19 protein-coding genes and 1 pseudogene are annotated in these 24,723 nt (G+C 66.0%); 7 read left to right on the top strand and 13 right to left on the bottom strand.

The window, feature by feature from the left end:
• Nucleotides 1–31: 31 nt before the first annotated feature.
• The 7 genes from MKL20_RS22565 to dnaK form a co-directional block, all read right to left on the bottom strand.
• Nucleotides 32–1,231, bottom strand: coding sequence for an alcohol dehydrogenase catalytic domain-containing protein (locus tag MKL20_RS22565; RefSeq protein WP_244038541.1), 1,200 nt, complete (start codon nt 1,229–1,231; stop codon nt 32–34).
• A 68-nt stretch (nt 1,232–1,299) separates the two neighbouring features.
• Entirely contained in the window at nt 1,300–1,599 is a 300-nt protein-coding gene (locus MKL20_RS22560; RefSeq protein WP_244038540.1) for a putative quinol monooxygenase, read from the bottom strand.
• Nucleotides 1,600–1,916: 317 nt separating this feature from the next.
• Entirely contained in the window at nt 1,917–2,240 is a 324-nt protein-coding gene (locus MKL20_RS22555) for a chaperone modulator CbpM (RefSeq protein ID WP_244038539.1), read from the bottom strand.
• A gap of 11 nt (nt 2,241–2,251) precedes the next feature.
• Nucleotides 2,252–3,127 (bottom strand): DnaJ C-terminal domain-containing protein, encoded by an 876-nt coding sequence (locus MKL20_RS22550; RefSeq protein WP_244038538.1) that lies wholly within the window; start codon nt 3,125–3,127, stop codon nt 2,252–2,254.
• A 56-nt stretch (nt 3,128–3,183) separates the two neighbouring features.
• Entirely contained in the window at nt 3,184–3,789 is a 606-nt protein-coding gene (locus MKL20_RS22545) for a nucleotide exchange factor GrpE (protein WP_244038537.1), read from the bottom strand.
• A 28-nt stretch (nt 3,790–3,817) separates the two neighbouring features.
• On the bottom strand, nt 3,818–6,406 hold the full coding sequence (gene clpB, locus MKL20_RS22540; protein ID WP_244038536.1) for an ATP-dependent chaperone ClpB: 2,589 nt from the start codon (nt 6,404–6,406) through the stop codon (nt 3,818–3,820).
• A gap of 199 nt (nt 6,407–6,605) precedes the next feature.
• Nucleotides 6,606–8,516, bottom strand: coding sequence for a molecular chaperone DnaK (gene dnaK, locus MKL20_RS22535; protein WP_244038535.1), 1,911 nt, complete (start codon nt 8,514–8,516; stop codon nt 6,606–6,608).
• Nucleotides 8,517–8,531: 15 nt separating this feature from the next.
• Here dnaK and MKL20_RS22530 point away from each other — a divergent pair, with 15 nt between their 5' ends.
• Nucleotides 8,532–8,675 (top strand): hypothetical protein, encoded by a 144-nt coding sequence (locus tag MKL20_RS22530; RefSeq protein WP_244038534.1) that lies wholly within the window; start codon nt 8,532–8,534, stop codon nt 8,673–8,675.
• Between the two features lie 201 nt (nt 8,676–8,876).
• Here the strand turns inward: MKL20_RS22530 and MKL20_RS22525 are convergent, their stop codons facing one another.
• Entirely contained in the window at nt 8,877–9,407 is a 531-nt protein-coding gene (locus tag MKL20_RS22525; RefSeq protein ID WP_244038533.1) for a DsbA family protein, read from the bottom strand.
• The gene (locus MKL20_RS22520) at nt 9,373–9,885 is read right to left on the bottom strand and encodes a redoxin domain-containing protein (RefSeq protein WP_244038532.1); all 513 of its coding nucleotides are present in this window, start codon (nt 9,883–9,885) and stop codon (nt 9,373–9,375) included. Before MKL20_RS22520 ends, MKL20_RS22525 begins: the two co-directional genes overlap by 35 nt.
• A gap of 648 nt (nt 9,886–10,533) precedes the next feature.
• Between MKL20_RS22520 and MKL20_RS22515 the strand changes: the two genes are divergently transcribed.
• Nucleotides 10,534–11,238 (top strand): helix-turn-helix domain-containing protein, encoded by a 705-nt coding sequence (locus MKL20_RS22515; protein WP_244038531.1) that lies wholly within the window; start codon nt 10,534–10,536, stop codon nt 11,236–11,238.
• Here MKL20_RS22515 and MKL20_RS22510 read toward each other — a convergent pair.
• Both MKL20_RS22510 and MKL20_RS22505 read right to left on the bottom strand, forming a co-directional pair.
• On the bottom strand, nt 11,235–12,146 hold the full coding sequence (locus MKL20_RS22510) for an LLM class oxidoreductase (protein ID WP_244038592.1): 912 nt from the start codon (nt 12,144–12,146) through the stop codon (nt 11,235–11,237). The two genes, MKL20_RS22515 and MKL20_RS22510, sit on opposite strands and share 4 nt — an antisense overlap.
• 383 nt (nt 12,147–12,529) lie before the next feature.
• The gene (locus MKL20_RS22505) at nt 12,530–13,489 is read right to left on the bottom strand and encodes a helix-turn-helix domain-containing protein (RefSeq protein WP_244038530.1); all 960 of its coding nucleotides are present in this window, start codon (nt 13,487–13,489) and stop codon (nt 12,530–12,532) included.
• A 697-nt stretch (nt 13,490–14,186) separates the two neighbouring features.
• Between MKL20_RS22505 and MKL20_RS22500 the strand changes: the two genes are divergently transcribed.
• Both MKL20_RS22500 and MKL20_RS22495 read left to right on the top strand, forming a co-directional pair.
• On the top strand, nt 14,187–14,645 hold the full coding sequence (locus tag MKL20_RS22500) for a MucR family transcriptional regulator (protein ID WP_244038529.1): 459 nt from the start codon (nt 14,187–14,189) through the stop codon (nt 14,643–14,645).
• A 501-nt stretch (nt 14,646–15,146) separates the two neighbouring features.
• Nucleotides 15,147–19,391: a diguanylate cyclase domain-containing protein gene (locus tag MKL20_RS22495; RefSeq protein ID WP_244038528.1), complete on the top strand. Its 4,245-nt coding sequence runs from the start codon at nt 15,147–15,149 to the stop codon at nt 19,389–19,391.
• Nucleotides 19,392–19,669: 278 nt separating this feature from the next.
• Here MKL20_RS22495 and MKL20_RS22490 read toward each other — a convergent pair.
• Nucleotides 19,670–19,972: pseudogene (locus MKL20_RS22490) on the bottom strand (transposase); the annotation flags it as partial.
• Nucleotides 19,973–20,015: 43 nt separating this feature from the next.
• Nucleotides 20,016–20,918, bottom strand: coding sequence for a LysR family transcriptional regulator (locus MKL20_RS22485; protein ID WP_244038527.1), 903 nt, complete (start codon nt 20,916–20,918; stop codon nt 20,016–20,018).
• A gap of 107 nt (nt 20,919–21,025) precedes the next feature.
• Between MKL20_RS22485 and kdgD the strand changes: the two genes are divergently transcribed.
• The 3 genes from kdgD to MKL20_RS22470 form a co-directional block, all read left to right on the top strand.
• Nucleotides 21,026–21,940, top strand: a complete 915-nt coding sequence (kdgD, locus tag MKL20_RS22480; RefSeq protein ID WP_244038526.1) for a 5-dehydro-4-deoxyglucarate dehydratase — start codon at nt 21,026–21,028, stop codon at nt 21,938–21,940.
• 98 nt (nt 21,941–22,038) lie between these two features.
• A complete protein-coding gene (locus MKL20_RS22475; protein ID WP_279594936.1) occupies nt 22,039–23,397 on the top strand; it encodes an MFS transporter in 1,359 nt (452 codons plus the stop codon).
• A 103-nt stretch (nt 23,398–23,500) separates the two neighbouring features.
• Nucleotides 23,501–24,723, top strand: a 1,223-nt coding sequence (locus MKL20_RS22470) for an enolase C-terminal domain-like protein (RefSeq protein WP_244038525.1), incomplete at its 3' end; no start/stop codon positions are given.

The following is a 24,723-nucleotide window of genomic DNA, read 5'->3' as shown; positions in this document are numbered from 1 at the left end:
GTCAGAGTAGCCCTCGGAATCCGCCAGTAACTCAGGCCGACAGTTTCGTCGTGTTGTGCGGATCGATGACGAACTTCTTGGGCGAGCCCTGGTCGAACATCCGGTACGCGTCGGGCGCTCGTTCGAGCGGGATGACCTCGACGTTCACGACCTTTCCGAGATACGGCATGCGATCCCAGAGGATCGCCATCATCAGATCGCGGTTGTAGTGCATGATGGGTGCTTGGCCCGCCGAGATGTGGGGCGACTTGATCCAGGCCTTGCCGAAATCGATGCGATACGTACCGGCTTTGGCCTCCGGGTCGACGGCCTCGGGATCGCCCGCCGTATAGATGCCGGGCGCGCCGACGGCGCCGTTGGCCCGAACGACCGTGATCATCGCGTTGAGGACGGCGGCCGGATCCACTCCGGCGCCCGGTCCATTCCCGTGCGCCTCGAAGCCGACGGCATCGACGCCGCAATCCACCTCCCGTTCGCCGAGGATCGCCTCGATCTGGTCGGCGAGCGGTGTTTCGGAAGACAGATCCACGGTCTCATATCCGGCGCCCTTCACGAGCGCGAGACGCTTGCTGTTGGTGTCGCCCACGATGATGCAGGAGGCGCCGAGGAGGTGGGCGGAGGCGGCGGCGCACCGGCCGACGGGGCCTGCGCCCGCGATATAGACCGTCGACCCGTATTTGACGCCGGCCTGAATGCAACCGTGAAAGCCGGTCGGCAGAATGTCGGAGAGCAGGGTCAGGTCCTTGATCTTGGCCATGGCCTGATCCTTGTCGGGGAAGCGAAGCAGGTTCCAGTCGGCGAACGGGACCATGAGATAGTCCGACTGTCCGCCCTGCCAGCCGCCGAGATTGAATCCGTAGGCGCCGCAATCGACCGCATCGTTGACGTTCATGCAGGTGTCGGTATGGCGCTCCTTGCAATTGCGGCACCGCCCGCATGAGACGTTAAACGGGACCGAGCACAGGTCGCCTTTCTTAATGAAATGCACGTCCGGCCCGGTCTCGATCACTTCGCCCGTCATCTCGTGGCCGAGCACCATGCCCGCGGGCGCGGGGAACCGGCCGCGGTAGATATGCTGATCGCTGCCGCAGATGTTGGTGGTGACGATCTTGAGGATCGCCCCGTGCGGCGTCTTGTTGCCTTTGGGGTCGACGAGCTTCGGATATTCGAAGTTTTGGACCTCGACTTTTCTCGGACCAATGTACGTGATGACGCGATTGCTTGATGCCATGACGGTTTCTCCTTCTCTCAGTTCTGGATCGAACGGTTGGGGTTCAGCGCTCCCCTCGGCGCGGCGTCTCAGGGCAGCTTCGCCGCGAGCACGTCGAGCGCTTCGATCCGGGGCGGCGAGGCGAAAAGCTCGGGCGTCCGCTCGCTCAGGGCCGCCGCCAGCAGGCCGGAGAGGTGCGCTTGCCGTCCCGCTTCATCGGGAAACGCGTCGAAGATCCCGAACGTCGAGGGGCCGAAGCGGACGCCGAACCACGCGACGGTTCCCGGCTCGTTTTGAACGATGGGCTGGCCGTTTCTCAGAAACGCCTCGACCTCCGCTTCCTTCCCGGGCGTGGCGTCCAGGATGACGAGCAATGCTGACGTGACCATGTGCGTATTCCTTCCGGGTGGGCCGGGGGACAGCAGGCGTGAACGCCGTTGTTGCACCACGTCGGGACTGGTCCTGGGGCCGCCAGAATGCCGAAGACGATTGCGATGACGCCCCGGATGACGATCGTGCACCGGTTCTAAGCCGGCGAATGCTTCAAGATTGCCGGATCGGACGATGTCCGGCCGACACGTGCGGGTCGGGGGCCTCCGCCAGCCTTGCGGAATTCGTCCCAGCTCGTGTCCTCGGTCGGGGCGGCGGAAGAGCGTTGGATTAGGGGATCGAGCACATCTCAACCCTGACGCCGGTCAGTTTGACTTCACGTTCGACCATGCGCCGCGCAGTCATCGGCAATCTGCCGGCGGATCGCGGCGGGCTGTGCCCGCAAGGCTCGCAGAACCGCCTGCAGCACGTGCCGCAAGCCGCCGACCTGATCCACGAGGTCGAGCACGACCGCGATGCCCTCGTCGTTGATCCCAAGATCGTGCTGCAGATCCTGGATCAGCTGAGCCCTGGCCAGATCGATCTCGACATAATGCCAGGCGCCCTCCCGGAAGGCCGGTGCGAGCCAGCCGGTCTCAAGCCAGATCTGAAGTCGATCGGGGCGCAGGTCCGCCCGGGCCAGGAATTCGCGCTCGTCCATACCGTCCCTCCTCACACACGCCGATGCCACGCGGCGACCACGCGTTCGAGCTCGGGATCGGGCCTGTCCGGAAGCTTGATCAGCAGCTTGACGTAGGCGTCGCCAGCTGTGCCGTCCGTCCGCGGAACGCCCTTGCCCTTGAGGCGAAGCACTTTTCCGGAATCGCTCCACTTCGGGATCGTCAGGGTCACCGGCCCGGCCGGGGCCGACACCGCGATCCGGCCACCGAGCACCGCCGCGTGCAGCGGAACGCCCTGTTCGAAATGGATGTCGTCGCCCTCGCGCCGGAAGACCGGATGCGGACGGACGCCGATCTCGATCAGGGCATCGCCAGGCGGCGCGCCGCCCTGACCCGGTTCCCCCTTGCCGCGCAGGCGAAGCATCTGCCCATCGCGTGTGCCCGGCGGGATCCGGACGTCGAGCGTCGCGCCGTCCGGCAGCGTCACCGCGTGGGTGGCGCCGTTGACCGCATCGAGAAAGTCGAGGCTCAGGTGATAGCGGGGATCGGCGCCCCGGCGCCTGAGATTCGACCGACCCCGGCGTCCGAAGAACTCGGAGAGGATGTCGTCGGCATCGAAATCCGCAAAGCCTGCATCGCTCGTATAAGCGTGGTCGGCTGATGGCTCGGCAAAGTCACGATAGTAGCGCTGTCGGGGCCGCTCAACGCCGGAGATGTCGATCTCGCCGCGATCAAAGCGGGCGCGCTTCTCCGGATCGTTCAACAGATGATAGGCGCGCGAGACGTTCTTGAACTGCTCTTCTGCCTCCGTGTTGCCGGGGTTCAGGTCGGGATGCAGTTTGCGCGCGAGCTTGCGGTAGGTTTTCCGGATCTCATCCGGGGCGGCATCGGTCTTCACGCCGAGAATTGCATAGGGATCGTCGCTCAAGGCTTCCTCCCTGCGCCGTCTTGTGGCGAGCCGCGCAACACGCCGGGCAAGACGCCTTACTGCTGCTGCGATGACTTGGGCTCTTGATGATCGTCCGGAGACGTTCCGCGGCGGGTAACGATGACGCGGGCAGGCCGCAGCAGCCGGTCGTGAATGACGTAGCCCTCCTCCATGACGTCAGCGACGGCCCCAGGCGTGGTCGACGGGTCGTCGACCTCCATGATCGCTTCATGCCGCGACGGGTCGAACGGCGCGCCGAGGGCATCGACCCGCTGTACGCCGACGCGCTGCAGGACCCCCATGAGTTGACGCTCCGTGGCCCGCACACCGTCGATGAGCGACGCGCCCTGAGATGACGTCTGCTCCGCCGCGACGATGGCCCGGCGCAGATTGTCCAGGACGGGCAGAAGCTCGCGGGCGAGGCCTGTCACTGCGAATTGCCGCTCGTCCTCCAAGTCGCGCTTCGCTCGACGCCGCGTATTCTCGGCTTCAGCCAAGGCCCGCAGGGCGCGGTCCTGAAGCGCAGCATTCTCGGCCTGCAGTGCTGCGGTCTTGCCCGTGCCCGACTCGGGGGCCGCGCTCGCTTCGGGAGCCTCCAGAGGTGAGGGCTGGCGGGCGGATGCGGGCGGAGTGCTCGCGTGATCCAAAGGCTTCTCAGCCATCCCATGCCTCCTTCCAACGCCGGTGATGTCAGGCTGCCTGCGCCAAGCTCGAGCCGTTGACGGTGAGCTGTCCGTTCAGGATCAAAACCGGGACCGTGCCGCCGTCCTTGATCGCACCTGTGAGCAGCATCTTGGCCAGCGGGTTCTGCAGATGGCGCTGGATCACGCGCTTAAGGGGACGCGCGCCGTAGACCGGATCGTAACCGGCATTGGCGAGCCAGTCCTTGGCCGCGTCCTCGATGCGCAAGGCGATCTTCCGCTCGGCCAATCGTACTTCGAGGCCTTCGAGCTGGATGTCGACGATCCGGCGCATGTCGCTGCGGCCCAGTCGGTTGAACAGGATGATCTCGTCGAGCCGGTTGAGAAATTCCGGCCGGAATGCCCTGCGCACGACCTCCATGACCTGCTCGCGGGCCGCCTCGGCCGGCTGGCCCTCCATCAGGGCGGCCAGGAACTCGGCGCCGAGGTTCGAGGTCAGGACGATGATCGTGTTGCGGAAGTCGACCGTGTTCCCTTGCCCGTCCGTCAGCCGCCCGTCGTCGAGCACCTGCAGCAGGATATTGAAGACATCCGGGTGGGCCTTCTCGACCTCGTCGAAGAGGATCACCTGATAGGGTCGCCGCCGGACCGCCTCCGTCAGGACGCCGCCCTCCTCATAGCCGACATAGCCGGGCGGCGCGCCGACGAGCCGTGAGACCGCGTGCTTCTCCATGAATTCGGACATGTCGACGCGCAGCATCGCCCGCTCATCGTCGAACAGGAATTCAGCCAGTGCCTTGCACAACTCGGTCTTGCCGACGCCGGTCGGCCCGAGAAACAGGAAGGAGCCGATCGGCCGGTTCGGGTCCTGGAGGCCCGCGCGAGCCCGCCGGACCGCGTCGGACACGGCCACGACCGCCGGTCCCTGGCCGACCACGCGCTGCCCGAGCTTGTCTTCCATCGCCATCAGCTTGTCGCGCTCGCCTTCGAGCATCCGCGTGACGGGAATGCCCGTCCAGCGCGCGACCACGGCGGCGATGTCCTCGGCCGCGACCTCTTGCTTGATCAGCCGGCCCTGGCTCGCCTGCATCGCAAGCGCGAGGCGTTTCTCCAATTGTGGGATCACGGCGTAGAGCAGTTCGCCTGCGCGGCTGAGGTCGCCCCGTCGCTCGACCTGCTCAAGTTCGATCCTGGCCTGCTCAGCCTGCTCCTTCAGCTGCTTTGTTTCTCCGAGCTTCGCCTTCTCGGCCTCCCATCGTGCCGTCAGCTCGGCCTGCTGCGCCTCCAAGGTCGCAAGCTCTGCCTCGACCTTCTTCAGGCGCTCCCGTGCGCCCGGATCCGTCTCCTTCTTCAGGGCCTCCCGCTCGATCTTGAGCTGGATCACGCGGCGGTCGATCTCGTCGAGTTCCCGGGGCTTGGATTCCGCTGCGATCCGGAGCCGGCTCGCGGCTTCGTCGACGAGGTCGATCGCCTTGTCGGGGAGGAACCGGTCCGCGATGTAGCGGTGGGACAGCGTGGCGGCCGCGACGATCGCGCTGTCGGTGATCCGCACGCCGTGATGGAGCTCGTACTTCTCCTTGAGACCGCGCAGGATGGAGATTGTCTCCTCGACGGAGGGTTCGCCGACGAACACGGGCTGGAAGCGGCGGGCGAGCGCGGCATCCTTCTCGATGTTCTTGCGATACTCATCCAGGGTGGTGGCTCCGATGCAGTGCAGCTCGCCCCGGGCCAGGGCGGGCTTGAGCATGTTGGAGGCATCCATCGCCCCCTCGGCTTTTCCGGCGCCGACGAGGGTGTGCAGCTCGTCGATGAACAGGATCACGTCCCCCGAAGCCGTGACTTCCTGAAGGACAGCCTTCAACCGCTCCTCGAACTCGCCCCGATACTTCGCGCCGGCCAGGAGAGCCCCGAGATCGAGGGACAGCAGACGCCGATCCTTCAGGGTGTCGGGGACGTCGCCGTTGACCATGCGCTGGGCAAGCCCTTCGACGATCGCGGTCTTGCCGACGCCCGGCTCGCCGATCAGCACGGGATTGTTCTTCGTCCGGCGTGACAGAACTTCGATGGTTCGCCGGATCTCCTCGTCGCGTCCGATGACCGGATCGAGCTTGCCCTGGCGGGCATCCTCGGTGAAATCGCGCGTGTACTTCCTCAGCGCATCGTAGCCGTCTTCGGCCGACGCGGTGTCGGCCCGGCGCCCTTTGCGGAGTTCGGCGATGGCGCCATGGAGGGCCGCCGGCGTCACGCCAGCTTCCCGAAGCAGTTCGCCGGGCCTGTCCGAGGCCTCCGCTATGGCGAGGAGCAGGTATTCGACCGTGACGAAGCTGTCCCCGGCCGCACGCGCGCGCTCCTCGGCCTGGTCGAACAGGCGCGCGGTTTCGGGCGCCATGAAGATCTGACCGGCCCCCCCGCCCTCGATGCTCGGAAGCTTTGCCAATTCGCGGTCCAGAGCCGACGCGAGCCCATCGAGGCGACCGCCTGCGGATTGAATCAATCGTTTGGCCAGGCCGTCTTCGTCATCGAGCAGCGCCGCCAGGAGATGCAGCGGCGTGAGCCGCTGGTGGCCCTTGCGCTGCGCCAAGCTCTGCGCCGCCTGGATCAAGCCCTTGAGATGATCGGTGTAAGTGTCGATCCGCATCGCTCACCTCGGATGGTTACCGCATAAAGTGCGGACAAATCTCTGAACCTGCTCGGGCACAAAGACCTCGCGCTGCGATGCTGCGTACGAAGCTGTGCTGGAGCGCTCGCCGCCGAAATGGATTCCGGTTCGGCGCAAGCGAGCGCGTCATATCAAGGACTTAGAGGCGAGCCCGATTGCAACGCGATCGGGAACGGCTCTAGTGCCCGCCCTGATCCTGGCGGCCGTGCTCTTCGAACTCCGCGTCGACCACCTCCGGCTGCGGGGCGCTTCCGCCGCCATTGGCACCGGCGGCACCCGCTCCCTCCGGCGGAGCGCTCATGACCTGCGCCAGACGCTGGGCCAGCTTGGACAAGGGCTCCATTGCCTGCTTGATGCGGTCGACGACCTCGCCGCCCATCGCGTCACGCAGAGCCGCGATTGCCTGCTGCAACGCGTTCTTGAGGTCGCTCGGAACACGCTCGCCGGCCTCCTCCTGGCTGCGCTCGGCCGCGTAGATCGCAGCATCGGCTTGGTTGCGGGCATCAGCCAGTTCGCGACGTCGCTTGTCCTCCTCGGCATGGGCCTCGGCCTCCCGCACCATGCGCTGGATCTCGCTCTGGTCCAGGCCGCTGGAGGCTTGAATACGGATCTGCTGTTCCTTGCCGCTGGCTTTGTCCTTGGCCGTCACGTTGACGATGCCATTGGCGTCGATGTCGAAGGTCACCTCGATCTGCGGCTGGCCGCGGGGGGCTGGGGGGATGCCGACGAGGTCGAACTGGCCGAGCATCTTGTTGTCGGCCGCCATCTCGCGCTCGCCCTGGAAGACCCGGACCGTGACGGCGTTCTGGTTGTCCTCCGCCGTCGAGAAGGTCTGGCTGCGCTTCGTCGGAATCGTGGTGTTGCGCTCGATCAGCTTGGTCATGACGCCGCCGAGCGTCTCCAGGCCGAGCGACAGCGGGGTCACGTCGAGCAGCAGCACGTCCTTGACGTCGCCCTGGAGCACGCCGGCCTGGATCGCGGCACCGATGGCGACGACCTCATCCGGATTGACGCCCCGATGGGGTTCGCGTCCGAAGAGGTTCTGGACCGTCTCCTGGACCTTCGGCATCCGAGTCTGACCGCCGACGAGGACGACCTCCGCAATGTCGGACGGCAGCACGCCAGCATCTTTGAGCGCCGCCTGGCACGGCCCGATCGTGCGCTTGATCAAGTCGTCGACGAGGGCTTCGAGCTTGGCTCGGGAGAGCTTGACGGTGAGGTGTTTCGGTCCGGCCTGATCGGCCGTGATGAAAGGCAGGTTGACCTCGGTCTGGGTCGCCGAGGACAGCTCGATCTTTGCTTTCTCGGCGGCATCCTTGAGACGCTGCAGCGCGAGCTTGTCCTTGGTCAGGTCAATGCCCTGCTCGCGCTTGAACTCGGCCGCGAGGTATTCGACCACGCGGTTGTCGAAATCCTCGCCGCCGAGGAAGGTGTCGCCGTTCGTGGACTTCACCTCGAACACGCCGTCGCCGATCTCCAAGATCGAGACGTCGAAGGTGCCGCCGCCCAGGTCGTAGACGGCGACGCGGCCGCTGCCCTTCTTGTCGAGGCCGTAGGCGAGCGCGGCGGCTGTCGGCTCGTTGATGATGCGCAGCACCTCGAGGCCGGCGATCTTGCCGGCATCCTTGGTGGCCTGGCGCTGCGCGTCGTTGAAGTAGGCCGGGACCGTAATGACGGCCTGCGTGACCGATTGACCGAGCTTCAACTCGGCCGTCTCACGCATGCGCTGCAGGACATAGGCGGAGATCTGGCTCGGGCTGTAGGGTTTGCCCTTGATCTCGACCCAGGCGTCGCCATTCCGCCCGGGCACGATCGTGTAGGGCACCATCGCGATGTCTTTCTCGGTAATCGGATCGTCGTAACGCCGCCCGATGAGCCGCTTGATCGCGAAAACGGTGTTTCCCGGATTTGTAATCATCTGCCGCTTGGCCGGCTGCCCAACCAGAACCTCGCCGGACTCCGTGAAGGCCACCACCGACGGCGTCGTGCGGCCACCCTCGGCGTTCTCGATGACATTTGCTCTGCTGCCATCCATCGCGGCGACGCATGAATTCGTTGTGCCGAGATCGATGCCGATCGCCTTCGCCATGGGAGATACTCCTTCATGTCTGAGCAAGACAGACCGATCGACATCGAGGCCGAAATCGAACCGGTATTTATCGCAGGCGCCGCATGCTGCGTCGGGTCGATGCTACATCCTGCGGCGCCCGCGGGTATGACGCCGATCAGTTTTGCTCTGATGTCTTGAATTTTTAAGACTTGGTATTTGCGATGTCTTGGCACGTGGCAGGCATTGGCGCCGGCAGGCACGGCCGTCGGAACCTTGGTCTTCAAAAAAAAACGCGAACCGCTTTGTCCGGCGGCTGGGCAGCGAGACGCCAACGGATTTGAAGAGATCGAGCGCTATAATTTGGTCCCGCCGGCGTGGTTCTGCCGCCAAGAGCGGGGGTCACGACCTGAAACGCACAGATTGGATGGCATCCGCCAGATGCTGGTAGTCGAACGGACCATCATGCCGATGGCCATTGATGAAGAAGGCTGGCGTTCCGTTTACGCCACTTCTCACGCCGCCGCGGAAATCCTGCGCCACCTTCGGTGTAAAGATTTTCTCGACAAGGGCGGCCTCAAGACTGCGCGCCGACAGGCCGAGCGCCCGGGCTGCCTCCATCAGGAACGGCAGGCTCAGCTGATCCTGATGCGCATAGATCGCGTCGTGCATGTCCCAGAACTGACCCTGTGCACCCGCGAACTCGGCGGTTTCCGCAGCCGGCTCCGCATGCGGGTGGATTTCAGTCAGCGGGAAATGGCGGAAGACGTAGGTCAGGTCGTCGCCGAAGTGCTTCCCGAGTTGCAGGACCTGGACATGCGCGAGACGGCAATACGGACATTCGTAGTCACCGTATTCGACGAGCACCACCCGCCCGTTGGCGCCACCTCGGGTGTGGTCAGCGGCCGAAACCGGCACTCTGAGTTCGGCCATGGCTTTTCTCCTGGGTCTCAAGCCGTTCCAGCGCATCGAGGATGCCGTCTGCACCGGGGTTGACGGCGATCGGGGAGCGGTAGCTCCAGAAGATGATCCCGTCGCGATCCACGACGAAGAGCGCCCGCTCGCAGACACCTTCGCCGTCGCGGTAGGCGCCGTATTGCCTGGCGGTGGCGCCCTTCGGCTCGAAGTCTGCGAGCAGCGGAAAATGAAGGTGGCGTGTCTCGGCGAAGGCCTGATGGCACCAGGCACTATCGACGGAAATTCCGACGACTTCGGCGTCGTAAGTCCTGAATTCCGGCAGCACCTGATTGTAGATCGCCATCTGATCTCCACAGACGGGGCTCCAATCTGCGGGATAGAACGCGAGAACAGCTGGCCGCCCGCGCAGATCGCCGAGCGATAGAGTCTGATCGGGTGTGACACGGAGCGTGAAATCGGGCGCCGTAACCCCGGGTGCCAAGACTTGTCCCATCCCGAATCTCCTTGAAGGCCTCTAAGTTCTTGCTGTGACGCGCTCGCTGACGCCGAACCGGCATCCACTTCGGCGGCGAGCGCTCTAGAGCGGTCACTCCGCATCCAACTACGAGATGGGGGATCACAACACTGACACGCATCAGTTCCGGCGCCTTCGGATACGTCTGAACCGGCGCAAGCTACGCCGTTTCGGCGCGAAGTTCGGACGCGGTCAGGGGATTCAAGCCCCTTCTTCAGCGCCCTTGCAGGCACGTCGACGCCGCGGCGTTCGACGGCGTGCGAGCGCGCGCGGTCGCCCCGACCAGGGCTGCGATGGCAAGGTTGCTGCCGGGCTTCAACATGGCGCTGCGCGACACCCGGAATGCCACGGCTCCGGCGCTTTGCATCCGACATCCGCTCGTTGATCACTGGGCTGTCCTTGCCAGGAAGGGCGAAGACGCGGGGAATGTTGCTCCGGTCCGCGCGCGTCGCCCTGACGGGCGTCAGTCCCTTGCCGTTTCGGGTGCATGCGGCTCGGACCGGGGCGCCAGCGAAGAGCGTGGCGCTCACGGTGATGCGGTCGGGTCCGGGATAGTCCCTAGGTGTTCTCCGCATTGTGCGAAATGTGACAATGCTCGATCTATGAATGCCACCACAGGGGAGCATCATGCTGCAGTATGGTCACGTATTGCCCGCTCCCGGCCCTCACGGCACTTGGCCACCCGCGTTGGCTTGGGGCACCGGCGATCTCACACTCGCTCGCATCGCGTCGCTCGGGCGGGTCGACCATTTCTCCCCTGGCGCGACCCTCTACGCCGAAGGCGATGTCGGAGATTTCGTCTACTGCGTGGTTGCCGGCATGGTCCGCACGATCAATGTCAGCCGCGATGGCAATCGGGTCGTGCGCGGCTTCCATCTCTCCGGGGAGTTCTTCGGGATGGAGCGCGCCCAACGGCATGCCTCGTCCGCCGAGGCGGTCAGCGACACGCGGGCCGTACGCTGTTCCCGTTCCCAGTTGGACGCGCTTGCGGCATCGGACTCACAGATCGCGAACGCGCTCTGGTCATGGCTTCTGCGGATGGCCGAGCGGGCTGAGGATCTTTCAGTGATCGGTCGCGCCAGCGCCGCTCAGAAGCTCGCGTACTTCCTGCTCGACTTCATGGGCAGAGTTTCCACCACGCGATCGATCGATCTGCCGATGTCGCGCACCGACATCGGGGACTATCTCGGCCTCTCGAGCGAGACCGTGAGTCGGACATTCACCACGCTGCGCCGCGACGGGCTGATCACCACGCAGGGTCGCTACGTGACCCTCCTGAATCCGGGCGCCCTTCAGCGCATGAGCGGCGGTCTGATGCGCGGGCCGAGCTAGGCCTTCAGCTGCGGCAACACCTCGAGGCCGATCTCTTCAAGGACCTCGCTCGCGCTGCGGGCGCCGTACTTGAGGTTCAGGATGACGTGGTGGACGCCGATCGAGCGGAGCGCGACGAGAAAGTCGAGCAGGACTTTGCGACCGCTGCGGAACCCGAGGTGGATGGGTTGCGGAGGGTGATCCGGATCGGTGTGCAGATCGACGTAGAGGGATTGAGCGAAGGGCTTGAAGGTGCCCGGCGCCACCTCTGCCGCGGTGGCCCGCCATCGCGCCGCAAGTTCGGCTTGGCGCTCGATCGAGCGGGGGTAGGTGATCCAGCCGTCCGCGTGTTCGGCGATCCACTCCGGACTCTGCCGGCTCGATCCGGTGACGAGGAGGGGCAGCCGTCCGATCGGCTTCGGCACCAGGTCGACGGTGCCGAGCATATCTCCGAAGCGCGAGCGCAGAGTTGGGAATGACTCTTCGAGGAGTGTCCGGATGACGGCGAAGCTCTCGCGAAACAAGACGTCGCGCTCGTCCGCGGGTACGCCGAAGGCCGGAAATTCGATTGGCCGGTCACCAGAGGCCACCCCCATGACGAGCCGGCCTCCGGACAGGCGGTCCACGGAGGCGGCGGCCTTGGCGGTATGGATCGGGTGGCGGAGAGGCAGGACGATCGACCCCGTCGCCAGGGCAATCGCGCGTGTTTGCGCGGCGATCCAGCCGAGCCAGACCCATGGGTCGTAGACCTGCCCGAGGTCTCCGAAGTTGGGATCCCGCAAGGGCACGTCGCGGGTCCAGAGCGCCGCGTAGCCCAGTTCCTCCGCCCGAACCGCCAGACGCTCCTGATCGCGCATGGTCGGCTGGTCGCGTTGGAAGGCCTCGATGGGGAAGAAGACGCCGACCGTCAGGCGGCCCGGGGCGAACATGCGCCGGAACCCAGGGGTGCCGCTCGGGTCCACTGCGCCGGAGGGCTGAAGCATGAGAAAACTCCGGAGGTCGGCCGTCGTCTTGCTTCGTTCAGCAATCACGTTCCGAGCCCTTGAGCCCTGACGCATATCAGCCGGATCCGAGCGCTTTTCGTGGCGCGCAGACGAACAGCCTGAACCGATGGCCTGAAGGAGGGCCGCCCTGCGCCCTGTCGCTCCTGCCGCCGCTCCCGCTCTCGCGGGCGTCGCCGTCGAAGCTGGGCCGCAGGGCCGAGCCCACCGACCTGACGAGACACCACCTCCGCCGGCGCCAGACCGAGACGTCTGCTGCGGCCTGACAGGGGCTCGTCCGGGGGATGCGTTTCGAAGCGCGAGACCGACCTTCAGTCGCTCCGTGCTGCGCGCCGACGATGCTCGCTGGGCAAGACGTCATAGGCGGCTTTGAACCGGCGGCCGAAATGGGTCATGTCCGAAAACCCCCAGCCATAGGCGATCTCGCTGACGGTTCGGCCTTTCTGCATGGGGTCTTCCAGCGCCTGCCGGCAACGCGCGAGGCGCCGCGCCTGGATGAGCTGCACGATCGACGTGCTCTCGTCGGCCAGCACCGCATTGGCGTATCGCACGCTGACCCCGGCTGCGCTTGCGACCGAGCCGGCATCGAGCGTTCGGTCAGCCAAGCGCGCTTCGATCACGGCCCGCAGTCGCACGCGGACGAGTGAGCGGGACGACGACGTCCGCCCCCTGTCCTGCCCCATCGTCTGACCGACCGACAGGGTGATCAGATCAAGCAGGTGCGGCTCCAGGAGCGCTTCCGCGGTCGAGCCCGCCTCCGGCGTGTGGAACGGCAGCATCGCAAGGCTTGCCGAGAGCAGACCGGTCTCGGCCGTGCCGGGCTTGATCGTGCGCGCCGTCATCTCCCGAGTCTGCCCGAGCCGGGCCTCCATGAGCTGCCGTGGAACCTTCAACACAAGCACCTCTGACGCTTCGGAAAACCGTCCCTGGTATTGCAAGCTTGGGTCAATCAGCGTGATGTCCCCCGGCTCGAGTACGACTTGGCGGCCGTCTTGCTCCAGAGCGATCCGACCACCGAATTGCCGACAGACGAAGAGCTCGTCGGTGTTCGCGTGCGCGATGTGATGGCGTGTGTGAGTGACCGACATCTCCGAATTCTGGAACGAAACAAGCCCAATGGAGCCGACCGACCCTGAGCGAAGCTGAGCGCGAAATGTGTTCCGGCATCGCGGCGTGGAGGCGTGATCGACGACATCCTTTCGGGCAACGTCGTGCCAGAAATCGAACCGATCGCGCGGGTGGACGTGTTCTGTCGTGAAAACGGTTTTCACCTGGCCCTCGCCCGTTCGAATAGCCGACGATAAGCGCTGCCATAGCCGATTCGAAGCCGCACCGTCGTGGTTTACTGTACCCCAGTAGGCCGAAGGCACCCGGCTCCGCCAGATCACGCCTTGAGAAATCGCATGCGACGCGACTCCTTCAACGCATACGAAGATCGGGTATTCACGGGACATGGCCTGGCAGGACCTACCGAATTCAACCGCTCCCGCGCCGAGTCGCCGTGAACGATCGACAAGGTCTTTGTGCTGAAGGTGTCGCGACCGAATGCAATCGCAATGGCAGTGGAGATGAGGGACAGAGGGGGGGATCGCGTCCGAAACACGACGATCCGAGCCACGTTTGAGCCGGCGCTCGACAAAAACTGAATGCGCGAAGTAAATCTTTAAACCATCGCGATTTTAAAACGAATGCTGAGAGATTATTTAATTCTTAAATTTCCATATTTTCTTTGTAATAATGGATAATTAGTTACGGCTCGTCGTTAAAATAATAATGAAGAGCTAAATATCGATCACGTCGTCCCAATAATGATGCGCCTGAACCAGACAATGAGCAAAAATTACGTCTCTGGCGGCTTGAGCTGGGGCGGCGGCTAGTGCCGGAGTCTATAATACTAAGACTTACTATAAGTCCTGCAACGGCCTCAGTCGGACTATCGATGTCCGGCTCATCGCGGAGAGAGAGCTTATGTTAGAAGGCGACGGGTGGCGTCCCGTTAATTCGGTTGGGTTGGCTGGCAATATCGTCGTGGCCTATGTCTCGAACAATGCGGTTCCCATATCCGAGCTTCCGCAACTCATAGGTCGCATTCATGCGGCGGTCAGCGGACTTCTGAACGGAGTTGCAGCCAACACGCCTATCGAAAGCGATCGGAAGGCGACACCTGCGCAGATCCGTAAGTCGATCACGTCGGATACGCTGATCAGCTTCATCGATGGCAAAGCTTACAAGACGCTGAAGCGGCATCTGGCGGGCCACGGGCTAGACCCGCGCAGCTACCGCGCGCGCTACGGATTGCCTGCCGACTACCCGATGGTCGCCCCGGGCTACGCCGAGCAACGCTCCCAGATTGCCAAAGCCATCGGCCTCGGAACGCCGAGAGCGCCGGTCGAGACACGCAAGACGGATATGCGCGGCGGTCGGTGATGACGGAAACGATGGGGCCGCTGCAGCCGCTTGCCGGCGAACCCGCGTCTCCGGACGCGGTTGGCGGCTGTGGGCCCCGTCCCGGATCGTCCGGATCCCAGCGGGCGAGAGGGGCGCGATGTTTACCGGGCGCAATACAGTCAAGTTCATGTCAACCGCACCGCGAACGCTAGGGCGCTCTCGAGATTGACGGAGACCATCTCCTCCGAGCAGCCAGCTCAATGATCGCTGCTTCTTATAATCCGAGCATCATGCGAGTTGACAGTATTGCAATCATATCTGAAACATTTCCGCCCGTTTCTTGGATTAATTCTTCTCTTGTGAATATAGATTGCATTCGATACAATTGGTAAAGGCATCCAATAGCCCGATCGATCGAAATATGCTCGATAGTCTGATCGTCGAGTTGAGCGAGATGGGGCACCCCGGGGGGTGCAAGCGGACCCAAGTGGATCAGACATGTACCCGGTTCATCCGAATGAGGTCAGGCGTCTTGAGGCCTTGCATGATCTCAACGTCTTCGGCTCATCCGCCGAGCCGCAGTTCGACGCGCTCTGCCAGACGGCGCAGGCGATGTTCGGAGTTCCGATCGCTCTCGTCAGCGTCATCGGCGACAGGGAGCAGCGGTTCAAGGGTCGATGCGGCCTGGACACGCTCAGCACCCCGCGCGAGGTCTCCTTCTGTACCTATACCATCCTGTCCGACGCGGTGATGGTGGTCGAGGACGCCACGCGTGATGAGCGGTTTGTCGCAAATCCGCTGGTCACGGGCGAACCGCACATCCGCTTCTATGCCGGCGCGCCGCTCGTGCTCGCCCCAGGCATCCACCTCGGCGCCTTGTGCATCATCGACCGGGTGCCACGCACCTTCTCGGCCGAGCAGCAGGGCCAGCTTCGGAGCTTGGCGCAGATCGCCGTCACCTTGCTGCGCATGAGCAGGGCCGAGCGCGAGGCTCGTGAGAGCGCAGCCCTGTACCGGCTGCTGGCCGACAACACGACCGATGTGATCGTCCGCTGTGACCTCGATGGGACGCGTCGCTACGTGTCGCCCGCAGCAAGACGGCTGCTCGGCTTCGAGCCGGAGGAGCTCGTCGGCACGAAGCCGATCGACTCCGTCCATCCGCAGGACGCCAGAGCCTTCGCACGTCTGCTCAAACAGGTGGGATGCGGCACGCTCAAGCAAGCCGTCAGCCAGCAACGGTACCGCCGCAAGGACGGCGCGTGGGTCTGGGTCGAGGTCTCGTTCAATCTGACCACCGACCCGGCAACGGGGGCGTCGGACGGCTACGTCGCCGTGATCCGGGACATCTCTCAGCGCAAGGAGGCGGAGCGGCAGGTGGCGCATATGGCGCGTCACGATCCGCTCACGGGCCTCCCGAACCGGCTCCTCTTCCGCGAGCAGCTTGCGCGGGAGATCGCGCGGACCCAGCGGGGCGGCGGCTTCGCGCTGTTCTGCCTCGACCTGGATCAGTTCAAGCCGATCAACGACACCCTCGGCCACCAGGCCGGCGACAGCGTGCTGTGCGCGGTGGCGCAGCGGCTGAACGACGTCGTGCGCGCCGAGGATATGGTGGCACGCCTCGGGGGCGACGAGTTCGTCATCATCCAGACCGGGACGGGCTGCGTCGAGGAAGCGGGCGCACTGGCCGAGCGGCTCCTCGCGGCGGTCGCAGCGCCGGTCGATCTCGGCGGCTATCCGGCGCGCATCGGCCTCAGCATCGGAATCGCGCGCGCGCCGGACGATGGGCTCGACCCCGACCGCCTGTTCTGGCTCGCGGATCAGGCGCTCTATCGCGCCAAGGCCGCCGGGCGGGGCGGCTATCACATCTACGGGACCGAGGAGGTTGGGCCTCCCGGACTCGCGGAAGAGAAAGCCCTCGATCCGACGACGGACCTCGCACGTCTGGATCCGACCGAGCACGGGCTGTTCGACGCGCTCTTCGGCGGCCTTCTCCAGAGCAGCACGGACTGTGTGACCCTCGTCGATCCGGGGGGCGACCTCCTGTTCATGAGCGCCGGCGGTCAGGCGCTGATGGAGATCGACGACAGCCAGCCGCTCCTCGGACGATCCTGGCTCGGGTTCTGGCACGGGGCGGATCACGAAGCGGCTCAGGCCGCGCTCGCGAACGCAAGGGCCGGGCGCGGCGCCAGCTTCCGCGGCTTCTGCCCGACGCCCTCGGGGCAGCCGAAATGGTGGGCGGTCAACCTCAGCCCGCTCGCGGGCGGCCGACACGGCCCCGAGCGCATTCTGGCCGTGTCCCGCGACATCACCGAACAGGTCGCGCTGGATGCCGACCTGCAAACGACGGTGCGGCGCTATCAGGCCCTGATCGAAGCCACCGGCACCATGGTCTGGCGCGCGGACGCTGCCGGCAGCATCATCGAGTTCCGCGGATGGGCGTCATACACGGGTCAGGCCACGGACGCCTATCTCGGCGATGGCTGGCTGAAGGTTGTGCACCCGGAGGACCGGGAGACGATCACCGCAATCTGGCAGGCGACCATGGCGACCGGGCAGGCGGGCAGCGCCACCTACCGGGTCCGCCATGCACAGGACAGGTACCGGTGGGTTCTGGGCCGGACCGTGCCGCTGAAGGATGAGACGGGCCGGGTCCGGGAGTGGGTCGGCACGATCACGGACATCCACGAGCGTCACGAGGCCGCCGAGACCATCCGGATTCAGGAGGAGCGGTATCGCCTGGCGGTGCGCGCCACGCAGGACGGCATCTGGGACTGGGACGTGGCGTCGGATGATGTCGCCTGGATCAAGGCGACCGGCGAGGTGCGCACCTACACGGATGATGAGAGCAAGCCGTCGTGGTCGCGCTGGGCGGCCCGGATCCATCCCGAGGACCGCGCGCGCGTGATGGCCAGCTTCGCCGCTTCCGTCGCCGGCACGGACGATCGGTGGCAGGCCGAGTACCGCTACCGCAGCGGTGCCGGGGGCTACAAGGAGGTGATCGACCAGGCCTTCGTCGTCCGCGACGCGCGGGGGCGGCCCGTCCGCATGGTCGGTGCGGTGCGCGACGTGACCGAGCAGCGGCGGGCGATCGCCGCGCTGCGCACCAGCGAGGAGCGCCTGCGTCTCGCCCTGCGCGCCGGCCGGATGGTGGCGTGGGAGCGCAACCTCAAGACGGGTCGGGTTACCCAAACCGAGAATGCCCCCCACATCCTCGGTCTGGCGGCGGAATTGCGATCGGAGTTCCTGGATCTCGTACACCCGGACGATCGCGCTCAGATGGCGGACTTCATTCGAACCTGCGGCGCGCGCGAGGAGCGCGAGTTCCGGTACGTCTCACCCGCCGGACGCATGCAATGGCTGTGTTCGTCGGTCGAGCGGGTCGATGCGGATCGGATCGTGGGGATCACCTTCGACATCACGGACCGCAAGCTGGCGCAGGAGAAGCTGTGGCAGACGGCCAACCTCGACGCGCTCACGGGTCTGCCGAACCGGCAACTGTTCCGTGGGCGCGTGGAGGCGGCGCTCGCGACGGCGGAGCTGGACGGCACCTGCGTGAGCCTGCTTCTGATCGACCTCGATCATCTCAGGGACGTGAACGACACCCTCGGCCACGACGTCGGCGATGCCGTGATCTACGAGGTCGCCGATCGTCTGCGGGAGGGTCTGCGGCCCTGCGATACGCTGGCGAGGCTCACGGGCGACGAGTTCGCCCTCATCCTCGTCGACCCGCTGCGCCTGCCCAACGCCGTCCAGCATGCGGAAGCGCTGATCGAGCGCCTGCGCCAGCCGTTGCAGATCCGGGACCAGACGCTGACCTGCAAGGCCAGCATCGGCGTGGCGGCCTGCCCGGATCACCACAGCGACCTGCGCGAGCTTCTCAAGGACGCCGACATCGCGCTGTCCCAGGCCAAGGCGCGGGGCCGGGACCGCGTCGTCGTGTTCTCGGCCGCGATGCGGGTCGATGCCCTGCGCCGGCTGAGGATCGCCGCGGAGATGCGCGCCGCCCTCGCGGCCGGGCAGATCGTGCCGTATTACCAGCCGAAGGTCTGCCTCACGACGGGCCGGATCGTCGGCTTCGAGGCGCTGGCCCGCTGGCGGCACCCCGAGCGGGGGCTGCTGACGCCGGGCTATTTCGGTTCGGCCTTCGAGGATCCGGAGCTGTCCACCGCGATCGGCGACAGGATTCTCGAAACGGCGGCGGCCGACATGCGCGCCTGGACCGTGCGCGGCATCGACTTCGGGCGCGTGGCGGTGAACTTCGCCGCGGCCGAGTTCCGCAAGCCCGATCTGGCCGGCATGATCCTCGATGTCCTGAGCCGCTTCGGGGTCCCGGCGACGCAGTTCGAGGTCGAGGTCACCGAGACGGTGTTCCTCGGTGCGGGGGCGGAGACCGTGCCCGCGACGCTGGCACGGCTGCACGCCCGCGGCGTGAGCATCGCGCTCGATGATTTCGGGACCGGCTTCGCCTCGCTCACGCACCTGAAGCAGTTCCCCGTCGACCACATCAAGGTGGACCAGAGCTTCGTGCGCGATCTGGAACGGGACCCGGACAACGCGGCGATCGTCGCGGCCGTGATCGGCCTCGGCCGGAACCTCGGGATGAAAGTCACGGCGGAAGGCGTCGAGACGGTGGAGCAGGCGCAGCACCTTGCGGCGATGGGCTGCGACGACGCTCAGGGCTACCTCTACGCCAAGCCGATGCCTGGCTCGCGCGTGCCATGGCTATTGGAGACCTGGAACCCCGACGCTTGCGTCGGCCGGCGGGTCGCGATCAGCTCAACGTGAAGGCTTATCTCCGCAGCTGAAATCAATTCGCTTGGTCGTGGGAAGGACTGCTTTGGGTGACTTCCTGTTCGTCCGTTATCGGGGACGGGATGCCCTGCCTGCTACTGCAGAATTGGGCGCGAAGCTGTCATGCGTCGCTAGTCCAGCGAGCGTCCGGTTTCTCGATGTAGCTTCCCGATAGCTGACCGGCGGAAATCCAACCAAGCCGTGTGAGAACGCAGATCATTCAGGGTTTGAGGGAACGCGCGGAGTAGCGTCGCAGATCGAAGTCGCGGGCCTCAGGCCCGGATCGCCGCCATCAGCGGACCGACCTCGAAGATCTGAATCATCCGCTTCATGTTGTAGGCCAGAACTTGCAGGCTCATTTCGGTCCTGACCTTGGCCAAGTTCCGGTTCAGGAACTACGTTGCTCCCATCCAGGCCTTCAGCGTGCCAAACAGGTGCTCCACGGTCTGGTGACGGATCTTCATGGCGTCCGGCCTCCGGTCGAGCCGCTCCCGCATCGCATCGAACACGCCCTCGTGCACACAGCGCGTCTCCGCCGGCGTGCAGCGGGGCTTGAGCGCGCAGCGGAGGCAGGCAATTCCCGTCTCACACGCGAAGACGCAGTGGCAAATGTATTTATTAGCCCTCGACGGTCTCAAGTGCGATCGTCCTGACTGAAACCAGGCAGGGATTGGCATTGTCACGGCGCCACGCGAGCAAAAGCTCCGGCCGGGCGGTTGCGGGGAGCGAGATCGGCCGCAATCGGATGTCCGCCATGCTGTTGCCCCGGGTGCTCGCCGGCACGAGCGCGATCCCGATGCCGGCTCCGACGAGGGCCAGCATGGCGTGGACCTGGTTCACCCGCTGCACGATCCGCGGCGTCACCCCGCCGGTCTCGAACAGCGTGTCGAGCAGATCGATGAAGTATCGGCCGCCCTTCGGCGACCAGGTCACGAACGCCTCGCCGTCGAGATCCTGAAGCGTTGGCACGCGGCCCGTCGCCAAGCGGTGGCCGCGGGGCACCGCGAGCAGGAGCCGCTCGCTCACCAGCGGTGCCGTCGCGATCGACGATTTGGGATCCTGAAGGATCGGGGCCGGCCGCAGGATCGCGAGATCGGTGCGGTTCTCCTCAAGCGCCAGGATCTGCTCGTCGGAGACCATCTCCGCCAGCACGAGATCGACCTCGGGCAGCCTCGCCCGGACATGGGCCACGACATGTGGCAGCGTGCGATAGGCCGAGGCCGCCGTGAAGCTGAGCCGGATCACGCCGCTTTCGCCCCGGGCCGCGCGTTGCGTGATGCGCGCGGCGCTCTCGGCCGCCGCCAGGACCCGGTAGGCTTCCGCCAGGAACGTGCGTCCGGCCGGGGTTAGCCGGACCGCCCGGGTGGTGCGATCGAGCAGCGTCACCCCGAGCGTCTGCTCCAGCATCTGGATCTGCCGCGACAGCGGCGACTGGGTCAGGTTGAGCTTCGCCGCAGCCCGGCCGAAATGCATCTCCTCGGCGACGGCTATGAAGCTGCGGGCGTGGCCAAGATCGAACATTGATGCAGGATCCGGGATAATCCAGCTATAATGAGCGTTGGACGCATTTAAATCGCCGATCTACCCCTGATGCAACGCTGAATGGCGCAGATCAGGGAGTGAAGCGGATGTCCAGAATGACCCCGGCCGAGATGGCCCACGCGCTGGGCTCCGGCCTGCTCTCCTTCCCGGTCACCCATTTCCGCGACGACCTCGCCTTCGATGAGACCGCCTACCGGGACAATCTCAGCCGCTTGGCCGATTACAAGGTTTCGGGCCTGTTCGCGGCGGGCGGCACCGGCGAGTTCTTCTCGCTCACGCCCACCGAGATCGACCGCGTGCTGCGCGCTGCCGTCGAGGAGACCCGCGGCCGCGTGCCGGTCATCGCTCCGGCCGGCCAAGGCACCGCCCTCGCGGTTGAGCTCGCCCAGGCGGCCGAGGCCGCCGGCGCGGACGGCCTGCTGCTGCTGCCGCCCTATCTCGTCGGCTCCGAGCAGGCGGGCCTCGCCGCCCATATCGAGGCGGTCTGCCGCGCTACCGCGCTCGGCGTCATCGTCTACAACCGGGCCAACGCCCAGCTCAACGAGCACACCCTGGCCGGCCTGTGCGACCGCTGCCCGAACCTCGTCGGCTTCAAGGACGGCGTCGGCGACGTCGAGCTGATGACGCGGATCTATGCCGGCCTGGGGGACCGCCTCACCTATGTCGGCGGCCTGCCGACCGCCGAGACTTTCGCGCTGCCGTATCTGGAGATGGGCGTCACCACCTACTCCTCGGCGATCTTCAACTTCCTGCCCGAATGGGCGCTGTCCTTCTACGAGGCGGTGCGCCGGCGCGACCGCGACGCGGTCTACCGGGAGCTGCGCGACTTCGTCCTGCCCTACATCGCGATCCGCAACCGCAAGCGCGGCTACGCCGTCTCGATCGTCAAGGCGGGCATGACCGCCGTGGGCCGCCATGCCGGTCCGGTTCGGCCGCCGCTCACCGAACTCGACGCCGCCGAACACGCTGAGCTGAAGGCGCTGATCGGCGATCGCCGCTGAGACCCTCCACCCTCGCCAAGACCGGAGCTGCCGAACCAACGGCGGCCCGACCCGCCGCCCGGGCGCAATCGGGCGGCATCCATCCTGGGAGAACGTCCATGAGTGCCCTCACGAGCGGCACGGCGAGCACCACCATGCTCGACGCTGCCGATGCGGCGCGCCGTACCCGCGTCCGCCTGCTCATCGTGGTGATGCTGTTTGCCGCCACCACGATCAATTACGCCGACCGCGCCACCATCTCGATCGCCGGGCCCGATATGGCCAAGGAGCTCGGCCTGACGCCCGTGCAGATGGGCTACGTCTTCTCGGCCTTCGCGTGGTCCTACGTCCTCGCGCAGATCCCCGGCGGCTGGCTCCTCGACCGCTACAGCGTCAAATGGGTCTACGCGGCGGCCGTGGCCCTCTGGTCCGGCTTCACCCTGGCCCAGGGGGCGGTGGGCTTCTTCACCGGCCTCACCGCCGTCGTCATGCTGTTCGCCCTGCGCCTGGCAGTCGGCCTCACCGAGGCCCCGGTCTTCCCGGCCAACGCCCGGATCGTCGCGGCGTGGTTCCCCACCCGCGAACGCGGCATGGCCTCGGCGTTCTTCAACTCGGCCCAGTACTTCGCGACGGTGCTGTTCACGCCGCTGATGGCCTGGATCGTCCACAATTTCGGCTGGCACCACGTCTTCACCAGCATGGGCCTGCTCGGCATCGCCTTCGCGGTCATCTGGCTGCGCGTGGTCGATAGCCCGAAGAACCACCCGTCCATGAATCAGGCGGAGCGGGACTACATCGAGGCCGGCGGCGCGCTGCTCGACATGGACGGCCAGGGCACCCAGACCCAGGGCCATGCCGGCAAGACGCTGCGCGAACTCCTCGCCAACCGGATGCTGCTCGGCATCTATGTCGGCCAGTACTGCATCACCGTGCTGACCTACTTCTTCCTGACCTGGTTCCCGGTCTACCTCGTCAAGGAGCGCGGCCTGTCGATCCTGCAGGCCGGCTTCGCGGCGGTGCTGCCGGCGCTCTGCGGCTTCATCGGCGGAATCCTCGGCGGCGTGATCTCCGACATGCTGCTGCGCCGCGGCTTCTCGCTGACCGCGGCCCGGAAGATCCCGATCGTGGGCGGCATGCTGCTCTCGATGAGCATCATCGGCTGCAACTATGTCCAGACGGATGCGGTCGTCGTCGGGCTGATGGCGCTGGCCTTCTTCGGCAAGGGCATCGGCGCGCTGGGCTGGGCGGTCGTCGCCGACACCTCGCCGCGGGAGAGCGGCGGCCTCTCGGGCGGCCTGTTCAACACCTTCGGCAACACCGCCGGCATCACCACGCCGATCGTGATCGGCTACATCGTGCAGAGCACGGGATCGTTCAACGGCGCCCTGGTCTTCGTCGGCCTGAACGCCCTCGTGGCCTGCTTCTGCTACCTTGTGGTTGTCGGCGAGATCCGCCGCGTCGAGCTCAAGGCGAGCTGACCTCCGAGACCGGATCGATCCGGTCCCGCTCCGACAGAACCGCGTGCGCTCGGCGGAGACCGGCCGCGCGGCTCGACCACCCCATGCATCGAGGAGGAACGCCATGCTGAACGACCAGGGCCACGCCGCGCGCAACACGCCGATGGTGACCGACATGAAGGTCGTGCCGGTCGCCGGCCACGACAGCATGCTCCTCAATCTCTCGGGCGCGCACGGCCCGTTCTTCACCCGCAACCTTGTGATCCTCACCGACTCGACCGGCGCCACCGGCCTCGGTGAAGTCCCCGGCGGCGAGGCCATCCGCAAGACGCTGGAGGATGCCCGGGACCTCGTGATCGGCCGGCCGCTCGGGGCCTGGAACGCGGTCCTCAACGCCATGCGGACGCGCTTCGCCGACCGGGACGCGGGCGGGCGCGGTCTGCAGACCTTCGACCTGCGCATCACCATCCACGCGGTCACGGCCGTCGAGACGGCGTTCCTCGATCTGCTCGGCCAGTTCCTCGGGGTGCCGGTGGCCGCCCTCCTCGGCGAGGGGCAGCAGCGCGACGCCGTCGAGATGCTGGGCTACCTGTTCTACGTCGGCGACCGCACGCGCACGGACCTCGCCTACCGGGCGCCGAGTGCCCGCGACGGCTGGTTCCGCCTGCGCGACGAGGAGGCGCTGACGCCGGAGGCCGTGGCCCGACTCGCGGAGGCGGCCTATGCGCAATACGGCTTCAACGACTTCAAGCTGAAGGGCGGCGTGCTGCGCGGCGAGGACGAGATCGCCGCCGTCACCGCCATCCACGAGCGCTTCCCGAAGGCGCGGGTGACCCTCGACCCGAACGGCGCCTGGTCCCTCGACGAGGCGATCCGGCTCTGCAAGGGCCAGGGCCACGTGCTGGCCTATGCCGAGGATCCCTGCGGGGCCGAAGGCGGGTTCTCCGGACGCGAGATCATGGCCGAGTTCCGCCGCGCCACCGGTCTGCCCACGGCGACCAACATGATCGCCACCGACTGGCGGCAGATGAACCACGCCATCCAGCTCGGCGCCGTCGACATCCCGCTGGCCGACCCGCATTTCTGGACGCTCGCCGGCTCGGTCCGGGTGGCCCAGCTCTGCCGCGATCACGACCTGACCTGGGGCTCGCACTCGAACAACCACTTCGACGTGTCGCTCGCCATGTTCACCCACGCGGCCGCGGCGGCCCCGGGCAAGGTCACGGCGATCGACACCCACTGGATCTGGCAGGACGGGGAGGCCCTGACCCGGGAGCCGCTGGCGATCCGCGGCGGCCTCGTGCAGGTGCCGGAACGGCCGGGCCTCGGGATCGAGCTCGACTGGTC

The organism is Methylobacterium sp. E-066, from assembly GCF_022829635.1.
In the GTDB taxonomy this organism is placed as follows: Bacteria; Pseudomonadota; Alphaproteobacteria; order Rhizobiales; family Beijerinckiaceae; genus Methylobacterium.
Note: the sequence above shows the minus strand (reverse complement) of the source record. Positions and strands in the feature narration are given on the sequence as shown.